Origin of the sequence: Leeuwenhoekiella sp. NPDC079379, from assembly GCF_044542075.1 — a bacterium.
GTDB lineage: Bacteria > Bacteroidota > Bacteroidia > Flavobacteriales > Flavobacteriaceae > Leeuwenhoekiella.
Genome location: NZ_JBITTU010000008.1, coordinates 158688 through 180048, shown reverse-complemented (window position 1 = coordinate 180048; position 21361 = coordinate 158688). Strand labels below are relative to the sequence as shown.

At 37.7% G+C, this 21361-nt stretch carries 19 protein-coding genes; 15 read left to right on the top strand and 4 right to left on the bottom strand.

What is annotated here, in order from left to right; genetic code table 11:
• Nucleotides 1–453: 453 nt before the first annotated feature.
• The 12 genes from ACIGAM_RS15040 to ACIGAM_RS14985 all read left to right on the top strand — a co-directional run bounded on the left by ACIGAM_RS15040 (nucleotide 454) and on the right by ACIGAM_RS14985 (nucleotide 10961).
• Entirely contained in the window at nucleotides 454–846 is a 393-nt protein-coding gene (locus ACIGAM_RS15040) for a hypothetical protein (RefSeq protein WP_396512292.1), read from the top strand.
• A 219-nt stretch (nucleotides 847–1065) separates the two neighbouring features.
• Nucleotides 1066–1764 carry a hypothetical protein gene (locus ACIGAM_RS15035; protein WP_396512291.1) on the top strand — a complete coding sequence of 233 codons (699 nt, stop codon included), beginning with the start codon at nucleotides 1066–1068 and terminating at the stop codon, nucleotides 1762–1764.
• A gap of 200 nt (nucleotides 1765–1964) precedes the next feature.
• Nucleotides 1965–2501, top strand: a complete 537-nt coding sequence (locus tag ACIGAM_RS15030; protein WP_396512290.1) for a hypothetical protein — start codon at nucleotides 1965–1967, stop codon at nucleotides 2499–2501.
• 146 nt (nucleotides 2502–2647) lie between these two features.
• Nucleotides 2648–3220 carry a hypothetical protein gene (locus ACIGAM_RS15025; protein ID WP_396512289.1) on the top strand — a complete coding sequence of 191 codons (573 nt, stop codon included), beginning with the start codon at nucleotides 2648–2650 and terminating at the stop codon, nucleotides 3218–3220.
• Between the two features lie 263 nt (nucleotides 3221–3483).
• Entirely contained in the window at nucleotides 3484–4560 is a 1077-nt protein-coding gene (locus tag ACIGAM_RS15020) for a PA0069 family radical SAM protein (RefSeq protein ID WP_396512288.1), read from the top strand.
• 52 nt (nucleotides 4561–4612) lie between these two features.
• Complete coding sequence (locus ACIGAM_RS15015) at nucleotides 4613–5749, top strand: peptidoglycan DD-metalloendopeptidase family protein (RefSeq protein ID WP_396512287.1); 1137 nt, start codon at nucleotides 4613–4615, stop codon at nucleotides 5747–5749.
• Between the two features lie 94 nt (nucleotides 5750–5843).
• A complete protein-coding gene (locus tag ACIGAM_RS15010; RefSeq protein WP_396512286.1) occupies nucleotides 5844–7208 on the top strand; it encodes an acyl-CoA dehydrogenase family protein in 1365 nt (454 codons plus the stop codon).
• A 91-nt stretch (nucleotides 7209–7299) separates the two neighbouring features.
• Nucleotides 7300–8022: an FKBP-type peptidyl-prolyl cis-trans isomerase gene (locus ACIGAM_RS15005; protein ID WP_028377191.1), complete on the top strand. Its 723-nt coding sequence runs from the start codon at nucleotides 7300–7302 to the stop codon at nucleotides 8020–8022.
• 86 nt (nucleotides 8023–8108) lie between these two features.
• Nucleotides 8109–8843, top strand: coding sequence for an FKBP-type peptidyl-prolyl cis-trans isomerase (locus tag ACIGAM_RS15000; protein WP_396512285.1), 735 nt, complete (start codon nucleotides 8109–8111; stop codon nucleotides 8841–8843).
• Between the two features lie 48 nt (nucleotides 8844–8891).
• A complete protein-coding gene (locus tag ACIGAM_RS14995; RefSeq protein ID WP_396512284.1) occupies nucleotides 8892–9590 on the top strand; it encodes a ZIP family metal transporter in 699 nt (232 codons plus the stop codon).
• Between the two features lie 181 nt (nucleotides 9591–9771).
• Nucleotides 9772–10674 (top strand): DnaJ C-terminal domain-containing protein, encoded by a 903-nt coding sequence (locus ACIGAM_RS14990; RefSeq protein WP_396512283.1) that lies wholly within the window; start codon nucleotides 9772–9774, stop codon nucleotides 10672–10674.
• Nucleotides 10671–10961, top strand: a complete 291-nt coding sequence (locus ACIGAM_RS14985; RefSeq protein WP_396512282.1) for a chaperone modulator CbpM — start codon at nucleotides 10671–10673, stop codon at nucleotides 10959–10961. The genes ACIGAM_RS14990 and ACIGAM_RS14985 overlap by 4 nt, the downstream gene beginning before the upstream one ends.
• A 51-nt stretch (nucleotides 10962–11012) precedes the next feature.
• Here ACIGAM_RS14985 and ACIGAM_RS14980 read toward each other — a convergent pair whose 3' ends face one another.
• Nucleotides 11013–12047 (bottom strand): NADP(H)-dependent aldo-keto reductase, encoded by a 1035-nt coding sequence (locus ACIGAM_RS14980; RefSeq protein ID WP_396512281.1) that lies wholly within the window; start codon nucleotides 12045–12047, stop codon nucleotides 11013–11015.
• A gap of 188 nt (nucleotides 12048–12235) precedes the next feature.
• On the opposite strand from ACIGAM_RS14980, the gene ACIGAM_RS14975 reads away from it, so the two are divergent.
• Nucleotides 12236–12592, top strand: a complete 357-nt coding sequence (locus ACIGAM_RS14975) for a Dps family protein (protein WP_396512280.1) — start codon at nucleotides 12236–12238, stop codon at nucleotides 12590–12592.
• Complete coding sequence (locus tag ACIGAM_RS14970) at nucleotides 12565–12792, top strand: ferritin-like domain-containing protein (protein ID WP_396512297.1); 228 nt, start codon at nucleotides 12565–12567, stop codon at nucleotides 12790–12792. Before ACIGAM_RS14975 ends, ACIGAM_RS14970 begins: the two co-directional genes overlap by 28 nt.
• A 177-nt stretch (nucleotides 12793–12969) precedes the next feature.
• Here ACIGAM_RS14970 and ACIGAM_RS14965 read toward each other — a convergent pair whose 3' ends face one another.
• Nucleotides 12970–13929, bottom strand: a complete 960-nt coding sequence (locus ACIGAM_RS14965; RefSeq protein WP_396512279.1) for an OmpA family protein — start codon at nucleotides 13927–13929, stop codon at nucleotides 12970–12972.
• Between the two features lie 64 nt (nucleotides 13930–13993).
• A complete protein-coding gene (locus tag ACIGAM_RS14960) occupies nucleotides 13994–14773 on the bottom strand; it encodes an exodeoxyribonuclease III (protein ID WP_396512278.1) in 780 nt (259 codons plus the stop codon).
• A gap of 142 nt (nucleotides 14774–14915) precedes the next feature.
• Between ACIGAM_RS14960 and ACIGAM_RS14955 the strand changes: the two genes are divergently transcribed.
• Nucleotides 14916–18335 (top strand): hypothetical protein, encoded by a 3420-nt coding sequence (locus tag ACIGAM_RS14955; protein ID WP_396512277.1) that lies wholly within the window; start codon nucleotides 14916–14918, stop codon nucleotides 18333–18335.
• Here ACIGAM_RS14955 and ACIGAM_RS14950 read toward each other — a convergent pair.
• Nucleotides 18332–21340 (bottom strand): GEVED domain-containing protein, encoded by a 3009-nt coding sequence (locus tag ACIGAM_RS14950; RefSeq protein ID WP_396512276.1) that lies wholly within the window; start codon nucleotides 21338–21340, stop codon nucleotides 18332–18334. The two genes, ACIGAM_RS14955 and ACIGAM_RS14950, sit on opposite strands and share 4 nt — an antisense overlap.
• Between the last annotated feature and the right edge of the window lie 21 nt (nucleotides 21341–21361).

The following is a 21361-nucleotide window of genomic DNA, read 5'->3' as shown; positions in this document are numbered from 1 at the left end:
CTCTCGCTAAATTTGCTGTTTTTCATCGTGACAGTGTGAATTTAAAATTAGTAAATTCGAATTAACAACTGTCCTGTTTTTAGGGAAGCCTACAGACAACTAAATACGATTTCAACTTTCGAGGTTCAATGTCATTTACTCGAATTTTATTTGACGAAACAAAAACATTCGGAGTTTTGAATGCTGGTTTCGTAAAAGGTCGTCTGAATGGAGGTGGCTGTCGAATTTTTATTCGAAAAGACGAAAACGGAAATTGGAAAATTGACAAAATCAAAGGAACTTGGGTTTCCTAAAAAATACGTGGTACAACACAGTGTATAGCTCATTGCGGCTGAATTCCTAATCGGAATTCATTGCAATTTGCTATCTTTCGGTTACGGCGGAAAATCATAGCTGATTTCCCGCAACGAGCCATACACAAACACGTTGGCAAACATTTGAGAAAAACTCAAAATGACGAAAAAAGAAATCAATAATATTCTGAAAACTGAATCTGGAATTATACTCTTGGAAAAGAAATCTGAGCAGTCTTTTTTTGAATCTATTTTTAGTAATATGGTTTCTGTTATTTCTGCGTTATATTTCCTGACAAGAAAAAAAAATGATTCTCTAATTCTGACCGAAAATAGAATAATTCTAATCGTTCGGAACAAAATCTATATTGAACGGATTTTTATCGGAATTGAATCTCTGAATTATAACGGAAATAAAACCACGCTCGAAGTGATTGACCAAAATCAAAAATTTTCATTTCCTTTAGATAAATTAAGAGTTACCTATGAAGAATCAAAGCTGATTAAACAAAAACTGACTGAATTTATGAATCGGAAAAAACAAACTGAATAAAAAACTGCTAAATTAGTGCTTAAACAAAGGTAGTTGCACTTTTGCTAGCTTCTGATTTTCCTTCGAAAAATCCTCGCAAACAAACACGCAACGTTCCTTACACATAAACGTTCTAACACATTAGACAAAAAAAAATGTCAATAGAACAAAAAAAAACACCAGTCATTTGTAACAATTGTCGAACCGAGAATGTTTCGAATCTAAAATATTGATTCTCCTATGGCTATGAATTACCTAAAACCACCACAATTGAAAGTAATTGACAACAAATCAATAACAGAACAAGATTTTACCTATACCAGTATAAAATATACTCTCGGACTTCTTGGAATATGTTTTGGCTCACTAATCTTATTGATTTTGGTTTTTACAAATCTTCTTGACAAAACTGATATAACTCTTGTTTTGAGTTTTTCCATTCCTGTAATCATATTCTTTATTTTCAAGAAAAACATAAAAAGGTTTGGAAAAGGACAAATTAAAAATGGAGTTCTTTTTCTTAAGCTTGACACCGAAATGTTGACTATTGATTTGAATGAAATTGAAAATTATAAGATTGATCACTACAATGGGGTAATTTTTAAAGTGAAATTAAAGAGTGGCAAAAAGCATCAAATTACTGCCAATGACAACTTTTGTGACGCATCTTCATTTGAAGAGTTTACAGATTATTTTGAGTCCAACATATCAAATTACAAGAATGAAAACAATTTAGAAATCGTTAGGAAAAAATCGATGTTTGAGTACAAATTGATGTTTTACGTGTTAATAATTATGACGATTGCAGCGGTCGGAGCATTATTTTATGCATTGTATTTTACTAACAAAACTTCAGGTATATTATTTAGTTCTTTAGGGATAATATTAATAATGTGGGCAGCTTACTATAAAGCGCAAATGAGAAAAAAAGAAAAATAACTGCAGGCAACAACGGTAACCGTTGCACAAGCCTTTAAATTATAGAAATCACATTCCGTTGAACCGCTTTTTAGCGGTTTTTCTATTTAAAAAAAGGCCCTGATAATCAGTGTAAAAAAGTTTTGATATCCCGTTAATCGCTTTTGTAAAAAAGTATATTTGTTTGGATATAAGGAGTTAGCCACAATAAGAGAAAAACAATGTTCACAGAAAAAGTCATAATAGCAAAAGACGAAGTCGCTGAATTATTTATATTAAAAGAAATTACTTTTCTCACCGAGAGTGATTTTAAAGTTGCTTTCAGTAACAAAATCAAGGAGAAATTTGACAGCAATATAACAGTAAATACGGAATCACCTTGGTACGACACTTATGAGACAAATAAGACTTATTATGTTGACGTGACTGCTTTTGACAAAGACAAATTGCAAATAACGTATGACCCTGAATTAAACAGAAAGGGATATAAATACGATGACGAAGCTTTGGTTATCGAATTAAAATATTTCAGATATCCAACGGATATTCCTAAAATAGCAAAAGATTTTGCGAAAACGAGATTACTGATTAAAGCACCGAAAAACGAGTGTTTCATTATAGCCTCAGCTCGAACAGAAGAAATATTTGAAAGCGCAAATGAATTTATGAATGAACAACTCGATATTTATCGTAAAGAATATAATAAACGAGTGAAGATATACTTAATCGGACCAAAGAAAGTAATAGAATTTGAGTAAATTACTGTGGCTAACACCGTATAAAAAAAATTGCTAGTTTTAGCTAAATCAAAGTTAGTTACTCGTTTGCTAGCTTCTGATTTTCCTTCGGAAAATCCTCGCACACAAACACGCAACTTTCCTTATACAATCACGTTAGTAAACATATGAAAAACGAAAAGTTCAACATATTAATTTTAGTTTTTACAGTCCTAATTTTTGGTTGTGAACAGAAAGTTGAACCGAAAAAATCCGAATTTAAAGTTGCTCAAGATTACTCTGAATTTACAACTCAAATGGAAAATTATGATACTTTGAATATCGGAGTTGTTTTATCAATGTGTATGTGGAGTGAATATGACCAATTACAAATCACAAAATCAAATGACAGTGTTTTTCTTCAATTAATGGAAAAACGTGTTATGGACGATAAACCTGTTCATTTTAATAAAGTAGTTTATGAATTAAAAAATGACTCTCTGAATTTGGAAAAAATGATGACTGATTTTGATATTAACTATCAAGAAAAAATTAGCAGTCCATTTTTTGTAATAACTAACCCAAAAGAAAAAGACACAATTTTATTGAGAACAACTGGTCTTGGGAATCGTGGATTCAATATTGAGCGTTATCAAAGGATTATGTTTGAGTTGTATCCTAAAGAAATGGAAAAATATAGACTTGAATATATGGATCCACCACCAAAACCGATTGAAATTGAAGAAAATGAAATGGATTAAAATACGTTTGCTAACAATGGTAACCGTTGCACAAGTCTCTAATTCTTATAAAATCTCCCTTATTTAAGCCGCTCAAGAGCGGTTTCCTAGTTTTATATCGTTTGTAAATTAGCAGAATGAAGTCTCTTTAAAATGGACTTATACTCCTTATTTAACGTCATTGTGAACTTTAAAAACAAACCGAGCATCCCTGCCCCACTTTTTGTGCGTTTTCGAAATTTATAATTAGGAAATATTCCATATATTTGTAATAAATCCTATTTATGCAAATTCCGGGAGAACATTTAAAAGGCAGAGGGGCGCAGCAAAACGTTACCAATAGATTTTCGGTACACAGCCACGAGATGCGGGATGATTTTTTAAATCACTGCAATCAGGAAGGTGACGAACCTCAAAATTTAAAAACGCTTTTTATAGATACATTCCCAAAAACGATTGTAAATAAAGTTGAAAGTCCAGACGTGGGAATGGGATATTCTTTAAATCCGTACCAGGGCTGCGAGCACGGTTGTGTGTATTGTTATGCGCGCAACTCACACGAATATTGGGGGTATAGCGCCGGTCTGGATTTTGAAAGCCGTATTTTAGTGAAGCGCAATGCGGTACGTTTACTCGAAAAACACCTCACTAAAAAATCGTGGAAAGCGACTCCCATCGTCTTATCGGGTAATACAGACTGTTACCAGCCAGCAGAAAAACAATTTAAAATCACTCGAAGTCTGCTTGAGACCTTTCTAAAATACCGGCATCCTGTGGGGATTATTACTAAAAATGCGCTCATTCAGCGGGATTTTGATATTCTTAAAGAACTTGCCGCGTATAATTTGATACACGTAAATATGTCTATAACGTCGCTCGAAGAAAAGACCAGACGTTTACTCGAGCCGCGTACGGCAAGTGTTAAAAAACGATTAGAGACGGTTAGAAAACTTACCGATATGGGCGTGCCGGTACGGGTGATGACAGCTCCTATTATTCCGGGAATAAATAGCCATGAGGTTTTACCACTTATCAAGGCGGCAGCAGACCACGGCGCAAGTTCGGTGGGGTATACCGTAGTGCGTTTAAATGGGGCTATAGGCGTTATTTTTGAAAAGTGGATACGCTCTGCAATGCCAGACCGCGCAGATAAAGTACTCAATCAAATAGCGGCGTGTCACGGCGGAAATCTCAACGATTCGCAATATGGAAGGAGAATGAAGGGTAGCGGAGAGTTTGCAAACCAGATACAGGCACAAATGGAATTAGGTCGTAAAAAATATCTTAAAGGTCGCGAGAAAGAACCGCTTAACTGCGACTTGTTTGAGCAATACAGGCCGGGGCAACTGTCTCTGTTTTAAATTTACGTACTGGCATAATTTCTGTACATAATAGTCTGCTATAAAACAGAAAATGAAAAACCTATTCCTTCGATTTGTCGGCTGTGCTTTTATATTGCTTATGGTGTCTTGCGATAAGCTTACTAAGGCAACAGATTTTATTACACAACCTACTGCCCGGGAGATTTATGCCCGCAACTTTAAGACAGACTCACTACCATACACCCTATGGAAAACGGCGTTTACAAATGCTTTAAAAGATAGTTTAACCATAGCATCACCTTACTTAGAATCAGGGAGATTCAACCCAGAACGATTTCCGGTTTATAGTTATGATCTTCGGTTAGAACGTGGGCGTAGCTATACGTTTGAGTTGCAGACAGACACGTTAAATCCGTTAGTATTTATTGACCTCTATGAGAAAACTTCAGATAGTTTAGCACATTTCAATTTAATTGAGCAGGCAGAATACAATTCTAAAAAGTTGCGCTTTTCAACAAAAAAAGAAGGAGATTATAAAATTGTGGTTCAGCCTCAATTAGGAGCACAATCAACATTCACATTTAGTCTTTCTAGTACACCGGCCTATAGTTTCCCCGTAGCGGGTATTTCAGAAAAGGCCATACAAAGTTATTGGGGAGCATCGCGTGATGGCGGTAGGCGCAGTCACGAAGGCGTAGACATTTTTGCAGATCGCGGGACTCCTGTACTTGCAAGTGTAGACGGTATTGTGGGCAGAACCGGAAATAGGGGATTAGGCGGTAAACAGGTGTGGTTGCGAGAAGGTTTGTTTGGTAATTCGCTGTATTATGCGCATCTAGATAGTATAATCGCACGAGACGGGCAGCGTGTAAAAATAGGTGACACCTTAGGATTAGTAGGAAACACCGGTAATGCAAGAACGACTCCACCTCATTTGCATTTTGGTATTTATGGCAGAGGCACAGGAGCAATTAATCCGCTTTCGTTTTTAAAACAAGAGTCCGTTTTGAAAGCTGCTGATGTAGATACTGATGCACCATTAGACTATTTGATTAAAAACAACGTGGCTAATTTGAGAAATTCCGCTTCCGCGAAAGCAAAAAAAATAGGCGTTTTAAACCGAAACGATACCATTCAGGTTTTAGGAGTTGTCAACGATTGGTTACATATCTCAACTCAGGGTGCAAAGCGGGCATACATTCATCAAAGTTTAGTAAGACCACTTTAAAATCTCAAAATAACTGCTTCTTATTAACAGTTTTTTGGCTATAAAAGGATCAATCGTCGTTATTTTTAAGCTGAAAATTAAAAAATCGCAAACGATGTCGTTATTTGGAAAAGTAAAAAATACAATAGGCTTATTAAAATCGGTTGATTTAGATGCTCTCGCAAAATTATCTGAGAAAGTAGATCTCTCGCAGGTGATGAGCGCTGTAGGTAATCTTGACGATAGACAGCTAAAAGGCTTGATGAAGATGTTAACTTCACAGGCAAAAAAAGGCCAGCGCAAATTACCTCCTGTAGATGGGGACTTTTACAATATGGCTCTAAAATTAACTCCAGAAGAGCGCGAGATGCAGATGAAGATGCGCAATTTTATGGAAGATGAGGTTAAACCCATCGCTAATGATTTCTGGAACAGAGCTGAATTTCCACATCATATAATTCCTAAATTTGCTGAGCTTGGGCTAGCAGGTATCGCCTACAAAGGATATGGTTGCCCAGGTCAATCTTTCTTAATGGAAGGAATTCTGGCAATGGAGCTAGCTCGTGTAGATGTTTCTATTTCTACGTTTTTTGGGGTGCATAGCGGCCTTGCGATGGGCTCAATCTACCTCTGCGGTAGCGAAGAACAAAAACAAGAATGGCTTCCTAAAATGCAAAAATTTGAAAAAATAGGAGCATTTGGCCTTACGGAGCCTGAAGTGGGTTCTGCCGTTGCAGGCGGTATGGGAACTACTTGTCGTAAAGAAGGAGAAGAATGGGTGCTTAACGGCCAGAAAAAATGGATAGGTAATGCCACGTTTTCAGATATAACTATCATCTGGGCGCGAGACGAAGCTACAGACCGGGTAAAAGGCTTTATCGTGCGAAAAGAAAATCCGGGTTTTAAAGCCGAAAAAATGCAGGATAAAATGGCATTACGTACCGTACAAAATGCATTAATCACACTAACAGATTGTCGAGTGCCCGAAAGTGATCGTTTACAAAATGCAGAATCGTTTAAAGACACCGCAAAAGTATTGCAAATGACGCGCGCAGGAGTGGCGTGGCAAGCGGTAGGTTGCGCACGCGGTGCGTACGAGGCTGCCTTAAAATATACTAAGAAGCGAGAGCAGTTTGGCCGTCCTATTGCTAGTTTTCAATTAATTCAGAATCACCTGGTAGAAATGGTTTCTAATCTTACAGCAATGCAAACCATGTGTTTTCGCCTTAGCGAGATGCAGGATGCTGGTCAGTTAAAAGATGAGCACGCTTCTCTAGCAAAAGTATTTTGTTCTATGCGTACGCGTGATGTGGTGAGCAGAGCTCGCGAAGTTATGGGTGGTAATGGTATTTTACTGGAGTATGATGTTGCGCGATTTGTAGCAGACGCAGAGGCAATTTACAGTTATGAAGGCACTAAAGAAATTAATTCTTTAATTGTAGGTAGAGCAATTACAGGCTACAGCGCCTTTGTAAGCTAAATAAATACAGATGTAAAGAATGAGGGGTAAAGATTTTTATAGCTGTTAGAATATCACGTTATTTGCAACTGAATTTTTTAAAAAATATAAAATGAAATTTAATAGATTATTTCTTGCATTGCCGGTAGCATTAACACTGGTTAATTGTGATGATTCAAAAAAAGGCTCTGGAGATGTAGAGCTTAAGACTTTTAAAGACTCAATATCGTATATGATAGGTGGTAATACCGGAGCTCAATTTAAGCAGGCTCTTGGTGATGACGCTGGTGATCTTTTTGATTTAGATGTTTACGAGCAGGGAGTACGTAAAGGTTTTACAGATAGTATTGAATTTTCTCAGGCTGAAATGCAAAGTTTAATGACGCGTTTTCAAGCAGAATTAAAGAAGAAGCAAGATGCTGAAATGGCTACTAAAGCTGCAGATAATAAGAAAAAAGAAGATGAGTTTTTAGCTGAAAATGCTAAGAAAGAAGGTGTTGTAACAACAGCGAGCGGTCTGCAATATAAAGTATTAACTGAAGGTACAGGAGCAACTCCTACAGCAGAAGATAGAGTTAGTGTTAATTACGAAGGTAAATTGCTAGACGGTACTGTTTTTGACAGCTCTTATGAGCGTGGAGAGCCGGTAACTTTTGGCGTAACTCAGGTAATTGCAGGGTGGACAGAAGCATTACAACTTATGAAAGAAGGAGCAAAATATCAATTGTATATTCCTTCAGCTTTAGCATACGGCGAGCGCGGATCACAGCCTAACATTGGACCTGGTGAGCCATTAATTTTTGATGTTGAGTTACTAGAAGTAGTAAAAGAATAAAAAAGAAAAGCATAATTTTGAAAGGCACTGTAAACTACAGTGCCTTTTTTTTTGTTTTAATAAATCACAAGCTTAAAATCTATACCATGCAATTTAAAAATGCGCTATACCTCATACCCTTAACGTTATGCTTTATAAACTGCTCTACTCCTAAAGAAGTTGTAATGGCAAAACCGGTAGCGCCGGTTGCTAAGTTTACATCCTTTAAAGATTCGGTTTCTTACGCGATGGGTGCTTCAACAGCAAAGCAGTTTAAAGGTATGTTTGGCAAGTCGCAGGATTCTATTTTTAATCTGAAGCAGTATGAAAACGGCTTAAAAGAAGGTCTCAATGACACGCTTGCGCTTTCAGAAAATGAAATCAGAGACATTATGGGAAGATTTCAGGCTGAACTGCGTTCTTTAAAAGAAATACAACGGGAAGCTGTAGAAGTTAAAAACAAAAAAGAAGAAACAGATTTCCTGACACTCAATAAGACTAAAGAGGGTATTACAGCGACTGAAAGTGGTTTGCAGTATAAAGTATTAAAAGAGGGGTCAGGAGTTGTTCCTGGCGCTTCAGATAAGGTTGAGGTGCATTATGAAGGACGCTTGCTAGACGGAACCGTATTTGACAGCTCTTACAAAAGGGGAGAACCTATTGTTTTAGGAGTAGGGCAGGTAATAAAAGGATGGACAGAAGCTTTGCAGCTTATGAAAGTAGGTTCTAAATATCAACTGTATATTCCTGCAGAACTGGCATATGGCGTAAGCGGTGCAGGAGAAGATATTCCACCGTATGTAATGCTCATTTTTGATGTAGAGTTATTAGGTATAAAATAACCCATTCAATCAAAAATCAGCACAGCTGTTTAAGATAAACCGAAGCTTATGTTGATGACCTTAATTGTAATCGCGGTAGTTTCCGGAGCGCTTCTGCTGGGAGCTGTTTGGGGAATTTATGGTTCGTTATCAAAAACTACAGAAGGCTTTCTGGTTGCTTTGGCAGGTGGTGCCCTTATTGTTTCTGCAGTGCTGGAATTGATTAATCCGGCGATGGAAAAATCCTCCATAGGTATTGCATTGAGCATCGTTTTTGCAGGTGCTCTGGTTTTTACAGGTCTTGATTATCTCGTTAAACAAAAATGGGGTTCAAACAGTGGCGGCGGACTTTTAGCTGCAATTACGCTAGATGGTATTCCTGAGAATTTGGCGTTAGGTGTTGCCTTAATAGGTGCAGACCCACTTACCATAGCAGCACTGTCTGGCTCAATATTTCTCTCTAATTTGCCTGAAGCAGCCGGCGGCGCCAAAGAAATGACTCAAAACGGGGCTTCAAAAAAGAAAGTACTTACGCTCTGGGCAGCTACAGCCTTAATTTTATCACTGGCTGCATTTTTAGGAAATCTACTACTCGCTGATGTATCTGACTCTTTACTGGCATACATACGTTGCTTTGCCGGTGGCGCGGTAGTAGCTTCATTGGCTATTGAAGTCTTTCCTAAGGCGTATAAAGAAGACAGTTATTGGGCAGGTATTGCGACTGCAATAGGTCTCATTCTGGCTTTTTATCTAAATAGTTTAGGATAGTTTTTGCTTCCGCGAAAGCGTAACTTACACAGATCTTGAAGACATGTTACTTAACTAAAATTTAGAATTATCTTATCGTGTCTTTACTATAAATCTCCTTAATTTTAATGTGAAGTGAATTGTTTAATTCTTTGCTATTGAATAGAAGATTTAAATAAAACACAACTTAAGTAACTTCTCAATGGCATACATCGATTATTATAAAGTTTTAGGTATAGATAAAACGGCTACCGAAGCAGATATCAAAAAAGCATATCGCAAGATGGCGCGTAAATACCATCCTGATGTTAACCCGGGAAACGCAGAAGCCGAAGAAAAATTTAAGCAGTTAAATGAGGCAAACGAAGTTTTAGGAAATCCAGAAAACCGAAAAAAATACGATAAGTACGGTAAAAACTGGCAACACGCTGATGCTTATGAAAATGCCGAACGTCAACAGCGAGCGTATGGCAATCCTGGCGGCGGAAGAGCACAATATAGCGGAGGCTATGATGCGGGTGATTTTTCAGACTTTTTTGGGTCTATGTTTGGCGGGGCAGGCGGTTCTCGTGGAGGACGTGCTGCGCAGTATAGAGGTCAGGATTTTAATGCAACACTTCAGTTAAACCTCGAAGAGGTTTTTAAAACCGAAAAACGCACCATTACCATTAATGGTAAAACTATACGCCTTACCATACCTGCGGGGGTAGAAAATGGGCAAACCATAAAAATAAAAGGCTATGGTGGTGAAGGTGTAAATGGAGGACCAAAAGGTGATTTGCTGCTTCAATTCTCAATTGCAAATAATTCTGCTTTCAAGCGAGATAAAGCAAACTTATATAAAACGGTAGATCTTGATTTATATACTGCAATTTTAGGCGGTGAACTTATCGTAGACACGTTTGACGGGAAAGCAAAATTAAAAGTTGCTGCGGGCACTCAAAGCGATACGCAGGTTAAATTAAAAGGCAAAGGTTTTCCTGTTTATAAAAAGGAAAATCAATTTGGAGACCTATTTATAACCTATGCTATTAAAGTACCCACAGATCTTTCGGAAAAAGAAATAGAACTATTTGAAGAACTCTCAAAATTACAATCCTCATGAGCCATTCAGAATATATACCCGTTCCCGAACTTTGCAAGCATTATTGCATAACGCAAACCTTTTTTGAAGAATTACACGATAAAGGTGTGCTTCAAATTGTGAGTATAGAGCATACAAACTGCCTACATCAAGAGAGCATACCCACATTTGAGAAAATCGTGCGTATTTCTGAAGACTTGCACATTAATATGGAAGGAATTGATGTGATTCTAAATCTTTTAGATACGGTAGATAACCTCAGAAATCAGCTTAATGCAACACAAAACCGACTAAGATTGTATGAATAAAAAAACCAGATCCTTTTGAGATCTGGTTATATCTATTTTTATAAATTGAATTTAAGGAGCGGGGTTTGGTATTGCCTTATGTACCATTTCTATCTCTTCTAAAATTTCTTCAGAAAGAGAGACGTTAATACTACCTATATTTTCTTTAAGCTGCTCTAATGAGGTAGCACCTATGATATTTGCCGTCATAAACGGCCGGTCTGTTACAAAAGCCAGTGCAAGTTGGGTAATTGACAAACCGTGTTTCTCTGCAATTGCTATATACTGCTTAGTTGCTGCTACTGCATTATCATTTGAGTATCTATTATACTGCGGAAATTGATTCACCCGAGAACCATCATCTGCTGTACCCTTAATATATTTCCCGGAAAGTGTGCCAAAACCAAGCGGTGAATATGCCAGTAGTCCTACTTCTTCGCGGTGTAAGAGTTCTGTTAATCCTACTTCATCTTTTCGGTTTAATAAATTGTAGGGGTTTTGAACCGTTATCATTTTAGGCAATCCTTTACGGGCTTCTTCTAGATATCGAGACAACCCGTAAGGTGTTTCGTTACTTACACCTATATGTCTTATCAATCCTTCTTTTACAAAATCCTGTAGTCCTTCAAGAATTTCAGCAAAATTATCCTGCCATTTTTCACTCTCATCGTGCGTGTAACCCAGCTTTCCGAAGTAATTAGTATTGCGTTCTGGCCAGTGCAGTTGATATAAATCAAGATAATCTGTCTGTAGACGCTTTAAACTTTTATGAATGGCATCTTTAAATTCTGCTTTTTTAAAGCCACCGGTGCGAATGTGTTTAGACATTGCTGCAGGTCCCGCAATTTTAGATGCGATAATCAGATCATCACGTTTTCCTCTTTTAGCTAACCATGACCCAATAATACGCTCTGTGCTTCCCTGCGTTTCAGGCTTAGCAGGAACACTATATAATTCTGCCGTATCAATAAAATTAACTCCTTGCTCAATAGCGTAATCAAGTTGTGCATGACCTTCAGCCTCAGTATTTTGTTGACCGTACGTCATCGTTCCTAAGCATATCTTGCTCACTTTTATAGCGGTATCTGGGAGGGTTGTGTAGCGCATAGTATTTATTTTTTTGAATCTGGTAAAAGTAAAAAAGCGTGTTTTTAAGAGTTAATTTTTGTGAAAAATTTTAAGAAATTAATAGCGAATGAATTATTACTCTTTAACAAACTTTATAAATGCTTTCAGTTAACCTTAATCCTGATTTCTATTGATTTCAGGTAATTTTAGGAAAAAAAGAAAAAACTATGAAAAAATTACAAACTTCTATGCTCGCGCTACTCCTTACAGCGGGAGTTTTTGCTCAAAACTCTGATTACAAAGATAATGTAACAGCTAATCTAGTATCTATTACAAATGAACAGGCAGAACCCTCAGCTACAGCCTTGCAGAGTACCTTGTATGAACTTATAGATCAATCGCACGCAGTGCATCAGGCACATTGGAATCTGAGAGGTCCTCAATTTATAAGTATTCACGAATTATTAGATAGTTTTTACGGGCAGCTTTCAGTATATATAGATGACGTAGCGGAGCGCAAGCTTGCAATAGGTTTCCCTGTGCAGACGGAAGACCCATACAAGCAGGTCAAAATGCAAATTTAGGACCTGTAACAGATCAATTTGTAAATGACTATGAGGTTGTAAAACAATTAGCGCAACGGTATAAAACAATGTCAGATCGTTTAGAAGAGCGAATTGAAATAACTGGAAAGAAAGATCCGGTTACGCAAGATTTGTTAATTGCACTACGCAGTACGCTAGACTTACATTTATATAAACTACGCAGTTTTATGTACAAATAAAATATAGCAATATTATATAAAAGCAAAATGCCCGTATTTACGGGCATTTTAAGTTTTATGTATTTACTGAAACCAAAGAATACGCTTTGTGATTTACAGCATAAAATTTGAGATCCTTGTAAGCTTTAAAAGCTTCAAGTCAATACTATCAGCTATCAGCGCGTTTTTAAATAAAATCTAGATCTCGTTAAGCAATTTTGTCACCTCGTCAAGTTGAGGTGTTAGAATAACTTCGATTCTTCGATTTTTTGCTTTCCCTTCTGCGGTAGTATTGGGCGCTACGGGCGCATATTCTCCACGACCTGCAGCCGTTAAGTTTTGCGGATTAATAGCAGAATTCTGACTCAAAATTTCAACGATTGCTGTTGCTCGTTTTGTAGATAAATCCCAGTTGTTGTTTATAGTGCCACTACCACCATACGGTACATTGTCTGTGTGACCTTCTATAAGCACGGCAATTTCAGAATTGTCTGCAAGTACAGAACCTAACTGCTGCACGGCTTTGCGACCATTAGCTCCTACCGTCCAGCTACCGCTGTCAAAAAGTAATTTGTTTTCTAATGAAATATAGACCTTACCATTGCGCTGTTCTACTGTTAAGCCTTTTCCTTCAAAGTCTACAAGAGCCTTTGATATCGCATCTTTCAATGCACGCATTTTTGCATCTTTAGAAGCAATCATAGACTCAAGTTCATCTACTCGTTGTGAACGTTCTGCAAGATCGCGTTGAAGTTTTTCAAGACGAGCCTGTTCTGTTGCCAGAGCTAGTTGCTTTTCATCAAGTTCACTTAATAATTCTCTGTTTTTCTTAGAATTCTCAGCAAGACTTTTTGAGCTGTTCGCTTCTAAGGCATCGTAGGATTTTTGTAAATTTTCAAGATTGCTCTTGGCAGCTGCATACTGGCTTGCAAGTTGGTCACGTTCTGTTGTAGCACTTTCAAGTTCTTCACGTAAACGGGAAGATTCGGTCTCAAACTGATTTTTCAATCGGTTTGAAGTAGCAAGATCTCTATCTAAATCCTGGTTTTCGGCTTTTAGACCGGCATAGCGCGCTTCTAGATCTTTGTAAACTTTTGCAGAGACACATGATGTAAGTGTAGCAGCGCTAAACAGAATAAAGCAAAACTTTTTTAGCATAATTATAAATTGATTAAGTTGTTTTTTTAGTAACGCAGGTGTCTTTAATTTATTGGTGCTATACCTAATTGAATTGCATTCCCGTATGGTCTAATTCTAATAGGGCAGGGCAGTGGTCACTGTGTTTTGCTTCGGGTAAAATTACCGCCCTAGAAATCGCATTTTGTAGTGGCTCACTTACCATATTGTAATCAAGACGCCAACCTTTATTGTTAGCGCGTGCATTTGCACGATAACTCCACCAGCTGTATTGTTCTACATCTGCATTAAGATGTCTAAAACTGTCTATGAAGCCACTGTTTATCAGGCCGCTCATCCACTCACATTCTACAGGTAAAAAGCCGCTTACATTTTTAAGACGTACCGGGTCGTGAATGTCTATAGGCTCATGACAAATATTGTAATCACCGCCAATTACTAAATTAGGGCGTGTTTTGCGCAGCTCATCTGCATACTTTTGAAAATCTGCCATATACTTAAACTTATGCTCAAGTCTATCTGCATTTGTACCGCTGGGCAGATACATACTCATAATGCTAAGGTCACCAAAATCTACACGTAAATTACGCCCTTCAAAATCCATATAATCAATGCCGGTGCCGTGAACAACATTGTCGGGTTCTTTTTTAGTAAGTATTGCAACGCCACTATATCCTTTTTTCTGTGCGCTAAACCAGTAATCATGATAGCCGGTCTCTTTAAGAAAGTCTATTTCTACCTGCTCTTTATTCGCTTTGGTTTCTTGTAATAACAATACATCAGGATCTGCTTGTTTAATCCAGTCTAGAAGGCCTTTTTTAATTGCTGCGCGTATTCCGTTTACATTGTAGGTTATGATTTTCATGCGTGTGTTTTGTATTTAGGGCGAAGTTAATTATTTAGGTTTAATCTATTTTCAATTGTAAGATTACATCAGACAGTATTAGCCCTATTCAAAGATAAGAACGCGGGTTTGTTTTGTTCTTTTTCATGTAGTTTTATAGCCGATGCGCAACCTTGCCTGTATAATACTATTCTCTCTGTGCTTAAGCGGTTTTGCTCAGGATCGCGGTTTTGTAGAAATCAAGGACAAAACGTTGGCAATACGCGATACGATACTTGTTGATTCAGTAAGTATAAATCCGGCATTGTTTAGAGTTACTAGCCTAGACGGAAAGTTAATAGACAGCACAGCATATACCATAGATTTTAGTACTTCTTTGCTTGTTTTAAAGCAGAAAGAAAACTTAGCAGATTCTATACGCATACAATACAAAGCATATCCAGAATTTTTAACAAAGCGTTATTTTGAATATGACCCAGATCTGATTATTAGTAGTTCTGGAAATCTGGAAAAAGTATATGCGCTTAAAAAAGAAAATTCAAAGCAAGAAATAATACCTTTTGACGGCCTTGATGTGTCGGGAAGTTTAGTACGTGGCGTTACTGCCGGCAACAACCAGAACAGCACTTTAAACAGCGAGTTAGATCTTCAGATTACCGGTAAACTGAGTGATCGTGTTTCCTTGAGAGCATCATTACAGGATGCTAATATTCCGCAGCAAGATGGCGGCTATTCACAGCGCCTAGATGAGTTTGACCAGATATTTATTGAGCTTTATAGCGATAACTGGAGCATACGGGCAGGTGATATTAATTTAGAAAACACCACTTCTTATTTTGGACGGTTTTCAAAAAAAGTACAAGGGCTTTCGCTTCGCGGAACTTTAAATCAACCCACAACCGAAACAGATGTATTTGCGAACGCTGCATTGGTACGTGGAGTATTTACACAGAGTCGATTTACGGGACAGGAAGGTAATCAAGGACCTTATAAATTAACGGGTCCCAATGGGGAATTATATGTGCTTATTGTAAGCGGTAGCGAGCGCGTTTTTGTAAATGGTATATTGCTGAAGCGCGGTGAGACAGCAGATTATGTGATAGACTACAATGCCGGTGAATTGCGCTTTAATCCTACTTTTCCTATTACGAGTGAGATGCGTATTTCGGTAGAATATCAATACAGTGAGCAAAATTTTACACGTATCATAGCATATGCAGGAGGCGCTCATAAAACAGATGACAATCGCTTATCGTTAAACGCGCACGTGTATTCTGAAAGTGATGCTAAAAACCAACCTCTTTTACAAAATTTGAATGCAGATCAAGTAGCAGTATTGCAGCGTGCAGGTGATGACACATCTCAAATGTTTGCTCCTGGTGTTAACCCCGAAACCTATAACGAGAATAAAATTTTATATCGGAAGGAAACCCGTAACGGAAAGGAGATTTTTATTTTTTCGAACAATCCTGAGGAGGCTTTGTTTAATGTGCGGTTTACGCAAGTAGGGCCAAATGAGGGAGATTACCTGCTAAGTACGGCTACAGCGATTAATCGTATTTATGAATATATAGCTCCTGTAAATGGGGTTTCACAAGGTGACTTTGCTCCCGTAGTGCGTCTTTTTGCCCCAACACAATTACAGATGGCAGTTGTGCAAGGCTCTTATAAGGCTTTAGAGAAAACAGCGATTTCTTTTGAGGGGGCAGGCAGTAAGCGGGATCTTAATTTATTTTCAGATCTAAATGATAGTAATAATACCGGTTTTGCCGGTAAACTTGATGTGCGACAACATATAGTGGGTAATAATTCAGCAAAATCTTTAGATGCCTTTGCAACACTAGATTATATACAAGATGACTTTGAAAATATAGAGCGTACGTATGCAATTGAATTTAATAGAGATTGGAATTTGCCAGTATTCCCTCAAGGAAACCAAACTTTAATTACAACGGGTTTACAGCTAAGAGATTCTGCGCGAGGCTTTCTAGATTACCGGTTTGAAAATCTCAGCTATTCAAATATATATACAGGAAACCGAAATAGTATTGTTTCTCATTATAAGCATAAAAACTTACGCACTTTTTTAAACGCCAGTTACCTGAAGACCGAAGCAGATACCTCAAAAACCGAATTTTTTAGACTGAATAGTACTGCGATTTACGGTCGCAAAAAGTCATGGGTTGGTGCAAAATTAAGGGCAGAAAACAATGTAAGTTCACAAACGCTAACGGGGAGATTAGATCCTTTAAGTCAGCGATTTCAGTCGTATGAGGCTTTTGTGGGACGCGGGGACAGTACTCAGGTCTTTGTTGAATTAGGTTTTAGACACCGGGTTAACGACAGTTTGCGTGGCACTGGTTTAGCGCGTGTAAATCACAGTAATACCTACTACTTAAAATCACAATTGATAAAATCGAAAACCACGTCTTTGGGACTTTTTGTAAACTATAGGCATCTGGTTTTTTCTGAAGAAACTAAAGAGACAGAGCGGTCTTTAAATTCAAGATTACTTTTTGATCAGCGTCTTTTTAAAAATATTATGCGCTTAAATACGGTTTTTGAAACCAGCAGTGGTACACTGCCACAGCAAGAATTTACCTATGTAAAAGTTGATGAGGGACAAGGGGTTTACACGTGGAATGATTACAATGGTGATGCAATACAACAACTTCAGGAGTTTGAAATCGCACAATTTAAAGATGAGGCAGATTTTATAAAAGTATTACTCCCCAATCAGATTTTTATAAAAACGCATCAAAATAAATTTAGTCAGTTACTAACCTTAGATTTTCAACAATGGAGCGGTAAAAATGGTATTAAAAAGTTTGCTTCTCATTTTTATAATCAGACAAGTTACTTAATAGACCAGAAGATTTTGAGAGCGGGAGATTCTTTTGATTTAAACCCGTTTAATGAGCGGGAAGACGCTTTAGGGTTAAATCTTAACTTTAGAAACACCCTATTTTTTAATAGAGGAAAACAGAATTATACTACCAGTTACACTTATCTGGCAAATACAACGCGTAATTTAGTTTCGTTAGGATTGCAAACTAATGAATTACGCAGTCATCAATTAAATTTTCTACATAAAGTTAAAGCGAGTTACCTGTTTAATTTAAAGGCAGATCTGGGGTCAAACGCGAGTACTTCAGCAAATTTTGAACAGCGTAACTTTGATGTTTCCAGCGTAGCTGTAAATCCTAAAATAGCTTACTTATTTAGTGATAATTCTAGAATCGAGGCTTTCTACGGTATTGCAACTAAAGAAAATACACTGGGAGAACAAGAATTTTTAAAGCAACAAGATTTAGGTCTTTCCTTCTCATACAGCAACACCGAAAAAGTCTCACTAAATGCAGAGGCAAAATACATAAGTAACGCATTTAGCGGGAGCGCATTTTCTCCTGTAGCGTATTTAATGCTTGAAGGCTTACAGCCGGGTGCAAATTTTACGTGGACGGCATTAGCACAAAAGAGAATTACAAAGTTCTTAGATCTAAACGTGGCATATTTTGGAAGAAAAAGTGAAACCTCAAAGACAATACATACAGGAACTGTGCAGTTACGCGCCTTTTTTTAACGCACAATAATTTTTTTAGATTGCCCGCCTTTGCTATTGCCTATACGTACAATATAAACTCCACTTGCGGCGTATGACATATCGAGATCATATTTAAAGCTTCCATATTCATTTTTAATCCAGTTTTCTGCAAGTTTTTGACCCGAAATAGAAAAAACAGTAACCGCCATTTTATCTCTAACTTCTGTTGTGCTCAGTGATACTTGAAATTGATTTTTATCAGTTTCTATAATGACCAGGTCTCCATCTGGAAATATATTTTCTTCAACCGAAAGACTATTGAAAATGCGAACGCTCACATCTGTTATACGACCATAAGCAATATCATCACAGGGATCAAGCAAGTCACCTCCAAACTCACTGTCTTTACTGCGTAATCGCATTCTGTACGTGCCTAAATTTATTCCTGAAGGCAGTACAAGTTCAAATGGTGTATTTCTATTAGCTAAGGGTATGGTGCTACTAGAAACCAGCTCAGAGGCTTCAAACGTGCCATTGTCATTTAAATCTATAAAAATAGCATATCCTGTATTTTCAAAACCAGCTTGCAATTGACCTGTATAAGGATTGCTCTGTATATCAAGGTCAAATACAATATCTGTGTTGTCGCTATAGCCGTCTGAAGTACACGTAGTAGTTATAGTTGTCCCTTCTAAGCTTATACTTGTAATACCATCATTTGCTAATGTACAGTTTGCCATCGGAGTACAATATGAACTTATAATTTCTTGAGTAATACTATTATTTGTAGCATTACTATCTGTGGCTAAATTTGTACCAGAATTTATAGTGTAGGGGCGTAATTCTGAAAAGTCTTCTGATGCGGTGAATGTATAATTTGCCGTAGACTCTGCAGCAATTGATGCGGTGAAAGTTTCGGTTACACGCGTTCCATTATCTATCTCATAATATACCGGAAAATTTGATTGAGTGGCAGTCCCAAAGTTTGTCACTTCAATCGTAATATTTTCACTAGACCCTAATCGTGTTTGCGATTGTGGTTTTAACAAAGCAGTTACTCCTAAATCATTTTGCCATAAATGTTCTACCTCCTTATCCACTGCATCATTTGAGGTGTCTTGATCTGTAGCGAGAGCAGTTTGAGCCGTAATGGTATAGCGTTGACCCATAATAGATAAACCTGCGGTTTGCGAAAAGGTGTATTCTGCAAATTCGTTAAATGCAAGTGTCCCTGTAAAGGTTTCAGTAATTATGCTACCACCATTAATACTAAAAGATATTGGAAAATTAGATTGTGTAGCGGTCCCTGCATTACGTAGAGTCACCGTTATGGTTTCCGCATTTGTTAGTGTACCTTCTTCAGGAGTATCTATAGAAACCACCTGCAGATCATTTGCAAGATCTGGAGCAAGTTTAAACACACTAACTAAATCTTTGCGTTCTGCATTAAAATATTCTGTAATGAACCAAAATGTATTTCCATCTACAGGATCTACTGTCAGATGCGTATAATCTGCATAGCGTTCTGAAGCACTAACACCTGTACTGGCTCTAATGAGTGCTTCGGGAACAGACATTTGTCCTAACGGGTCATTTGCATAGCGTCCCGTGTAATTTATGGTAACAGGCGTATTAGTACTTACCGTCGTATACCCCATCCCTATAGTTCCTTGTGAATCTATCGCCATACTTGCTGCAAAAGCATTATTTCCGGTAGGAGATACATAGGTGCCTTCCTGAAAAACAGTCCATGGCTGTCCATCACCGGTCTGTCTCATTTCGTACCAGCGTATTCCGGCTTGTTCCTGACCGGCCGGTGCGACATTTACAGCAAAGTTGAAAACAGCTGAATTATAGGTAGGAAATTTTCTAAATTGAGCCTGATTCATTATTGTCCCCTGCAAGGCATCAATATCTGGTCCTGCGGGCTGTGGAAGATTTGAAAAAGCGCCTCCATCAAATACGCTGTTGAAATCTGAAACGGTAATGATGCGGGGTTGTGAAATTGCCGAATTTTGAGGAGTCGTCCAATCAACATTTACATCCCATAATTTGAGGTGATCGTCGGTAACGCCAGACCAGGAGTCATCTTGTAAATAAACTACCGTTGCGGGCCCGCTTGCAGGAGCTTCCGGACTACTAACATTAAAAAATTGCGGACTGAAAAAACCATTGGTTTGCAGGGTGGGTAAACTGAAGCCTAAAAAACCAACATTAGTAAGACCTTGTAACATTTTTTCGCGTTCCATAACAAATATGGCATCACTTTGATTTCCCTGACGGTCTGTATTTATAGTAATATTTGAGGTGATGTAGTAGCCGTCGTGCCACACAGAATATTTAGGATAATCAGGAAATTCGCCAGTTTCAAAACCTGCTGTATACACATACCAGCCGTCATTAACCGGGTCTGGGCCTTTACAGATTGCTATATTTAAACCATTAACCCCTCCTGAATTATTGTCTTTCTCGAACTCTGTTATTATAAAGCGATCTGCAGGGGCGTCATATAATACAATAGGGTCACCTTCGGTATTACCTTCAAACAGCGTTCCCAAAGAAGCCTCATCTACTAAAAGATTTCCTTGTTTATCATAGATTTTAAAACCGGCATTCCAGGCAGCTACATAGTGATTAGGGCCTACTGCTCCTGTAGGATCTGAAGGTGTGAAGCGTGAGGTATTGGCTTCAAAAACTCGTATAGGTTCAGGAATATAAGATTTTGTAGGTCTTTTACTTTTCTGTGTCTTGAGCAGTGGATCCCCATCTTTTGGAAAACCTTTACCGGGAACAACTTGATTTGTAGTGCGTCTTTTAGGGTTTATTTCTTGAATTTCGGTAGATTTTAAAGGAGTTTGAAAAATTCCCTTTTCGATTTGAGAGGTTAGACCAGGCACTTCTTTCACAAATTGAATAGACCTAATCGTTGACGGACCTTCTATTTCTTGAGCTTTTAAGGATTCTGAAACAAAAAAGAATAGGCTAAATAGCGGAATTAGTAAATAGGCTTGCTTCTTAAATAAAAACCTGTAAATCTTTATCATAACGTATAAATAGGGTCTATA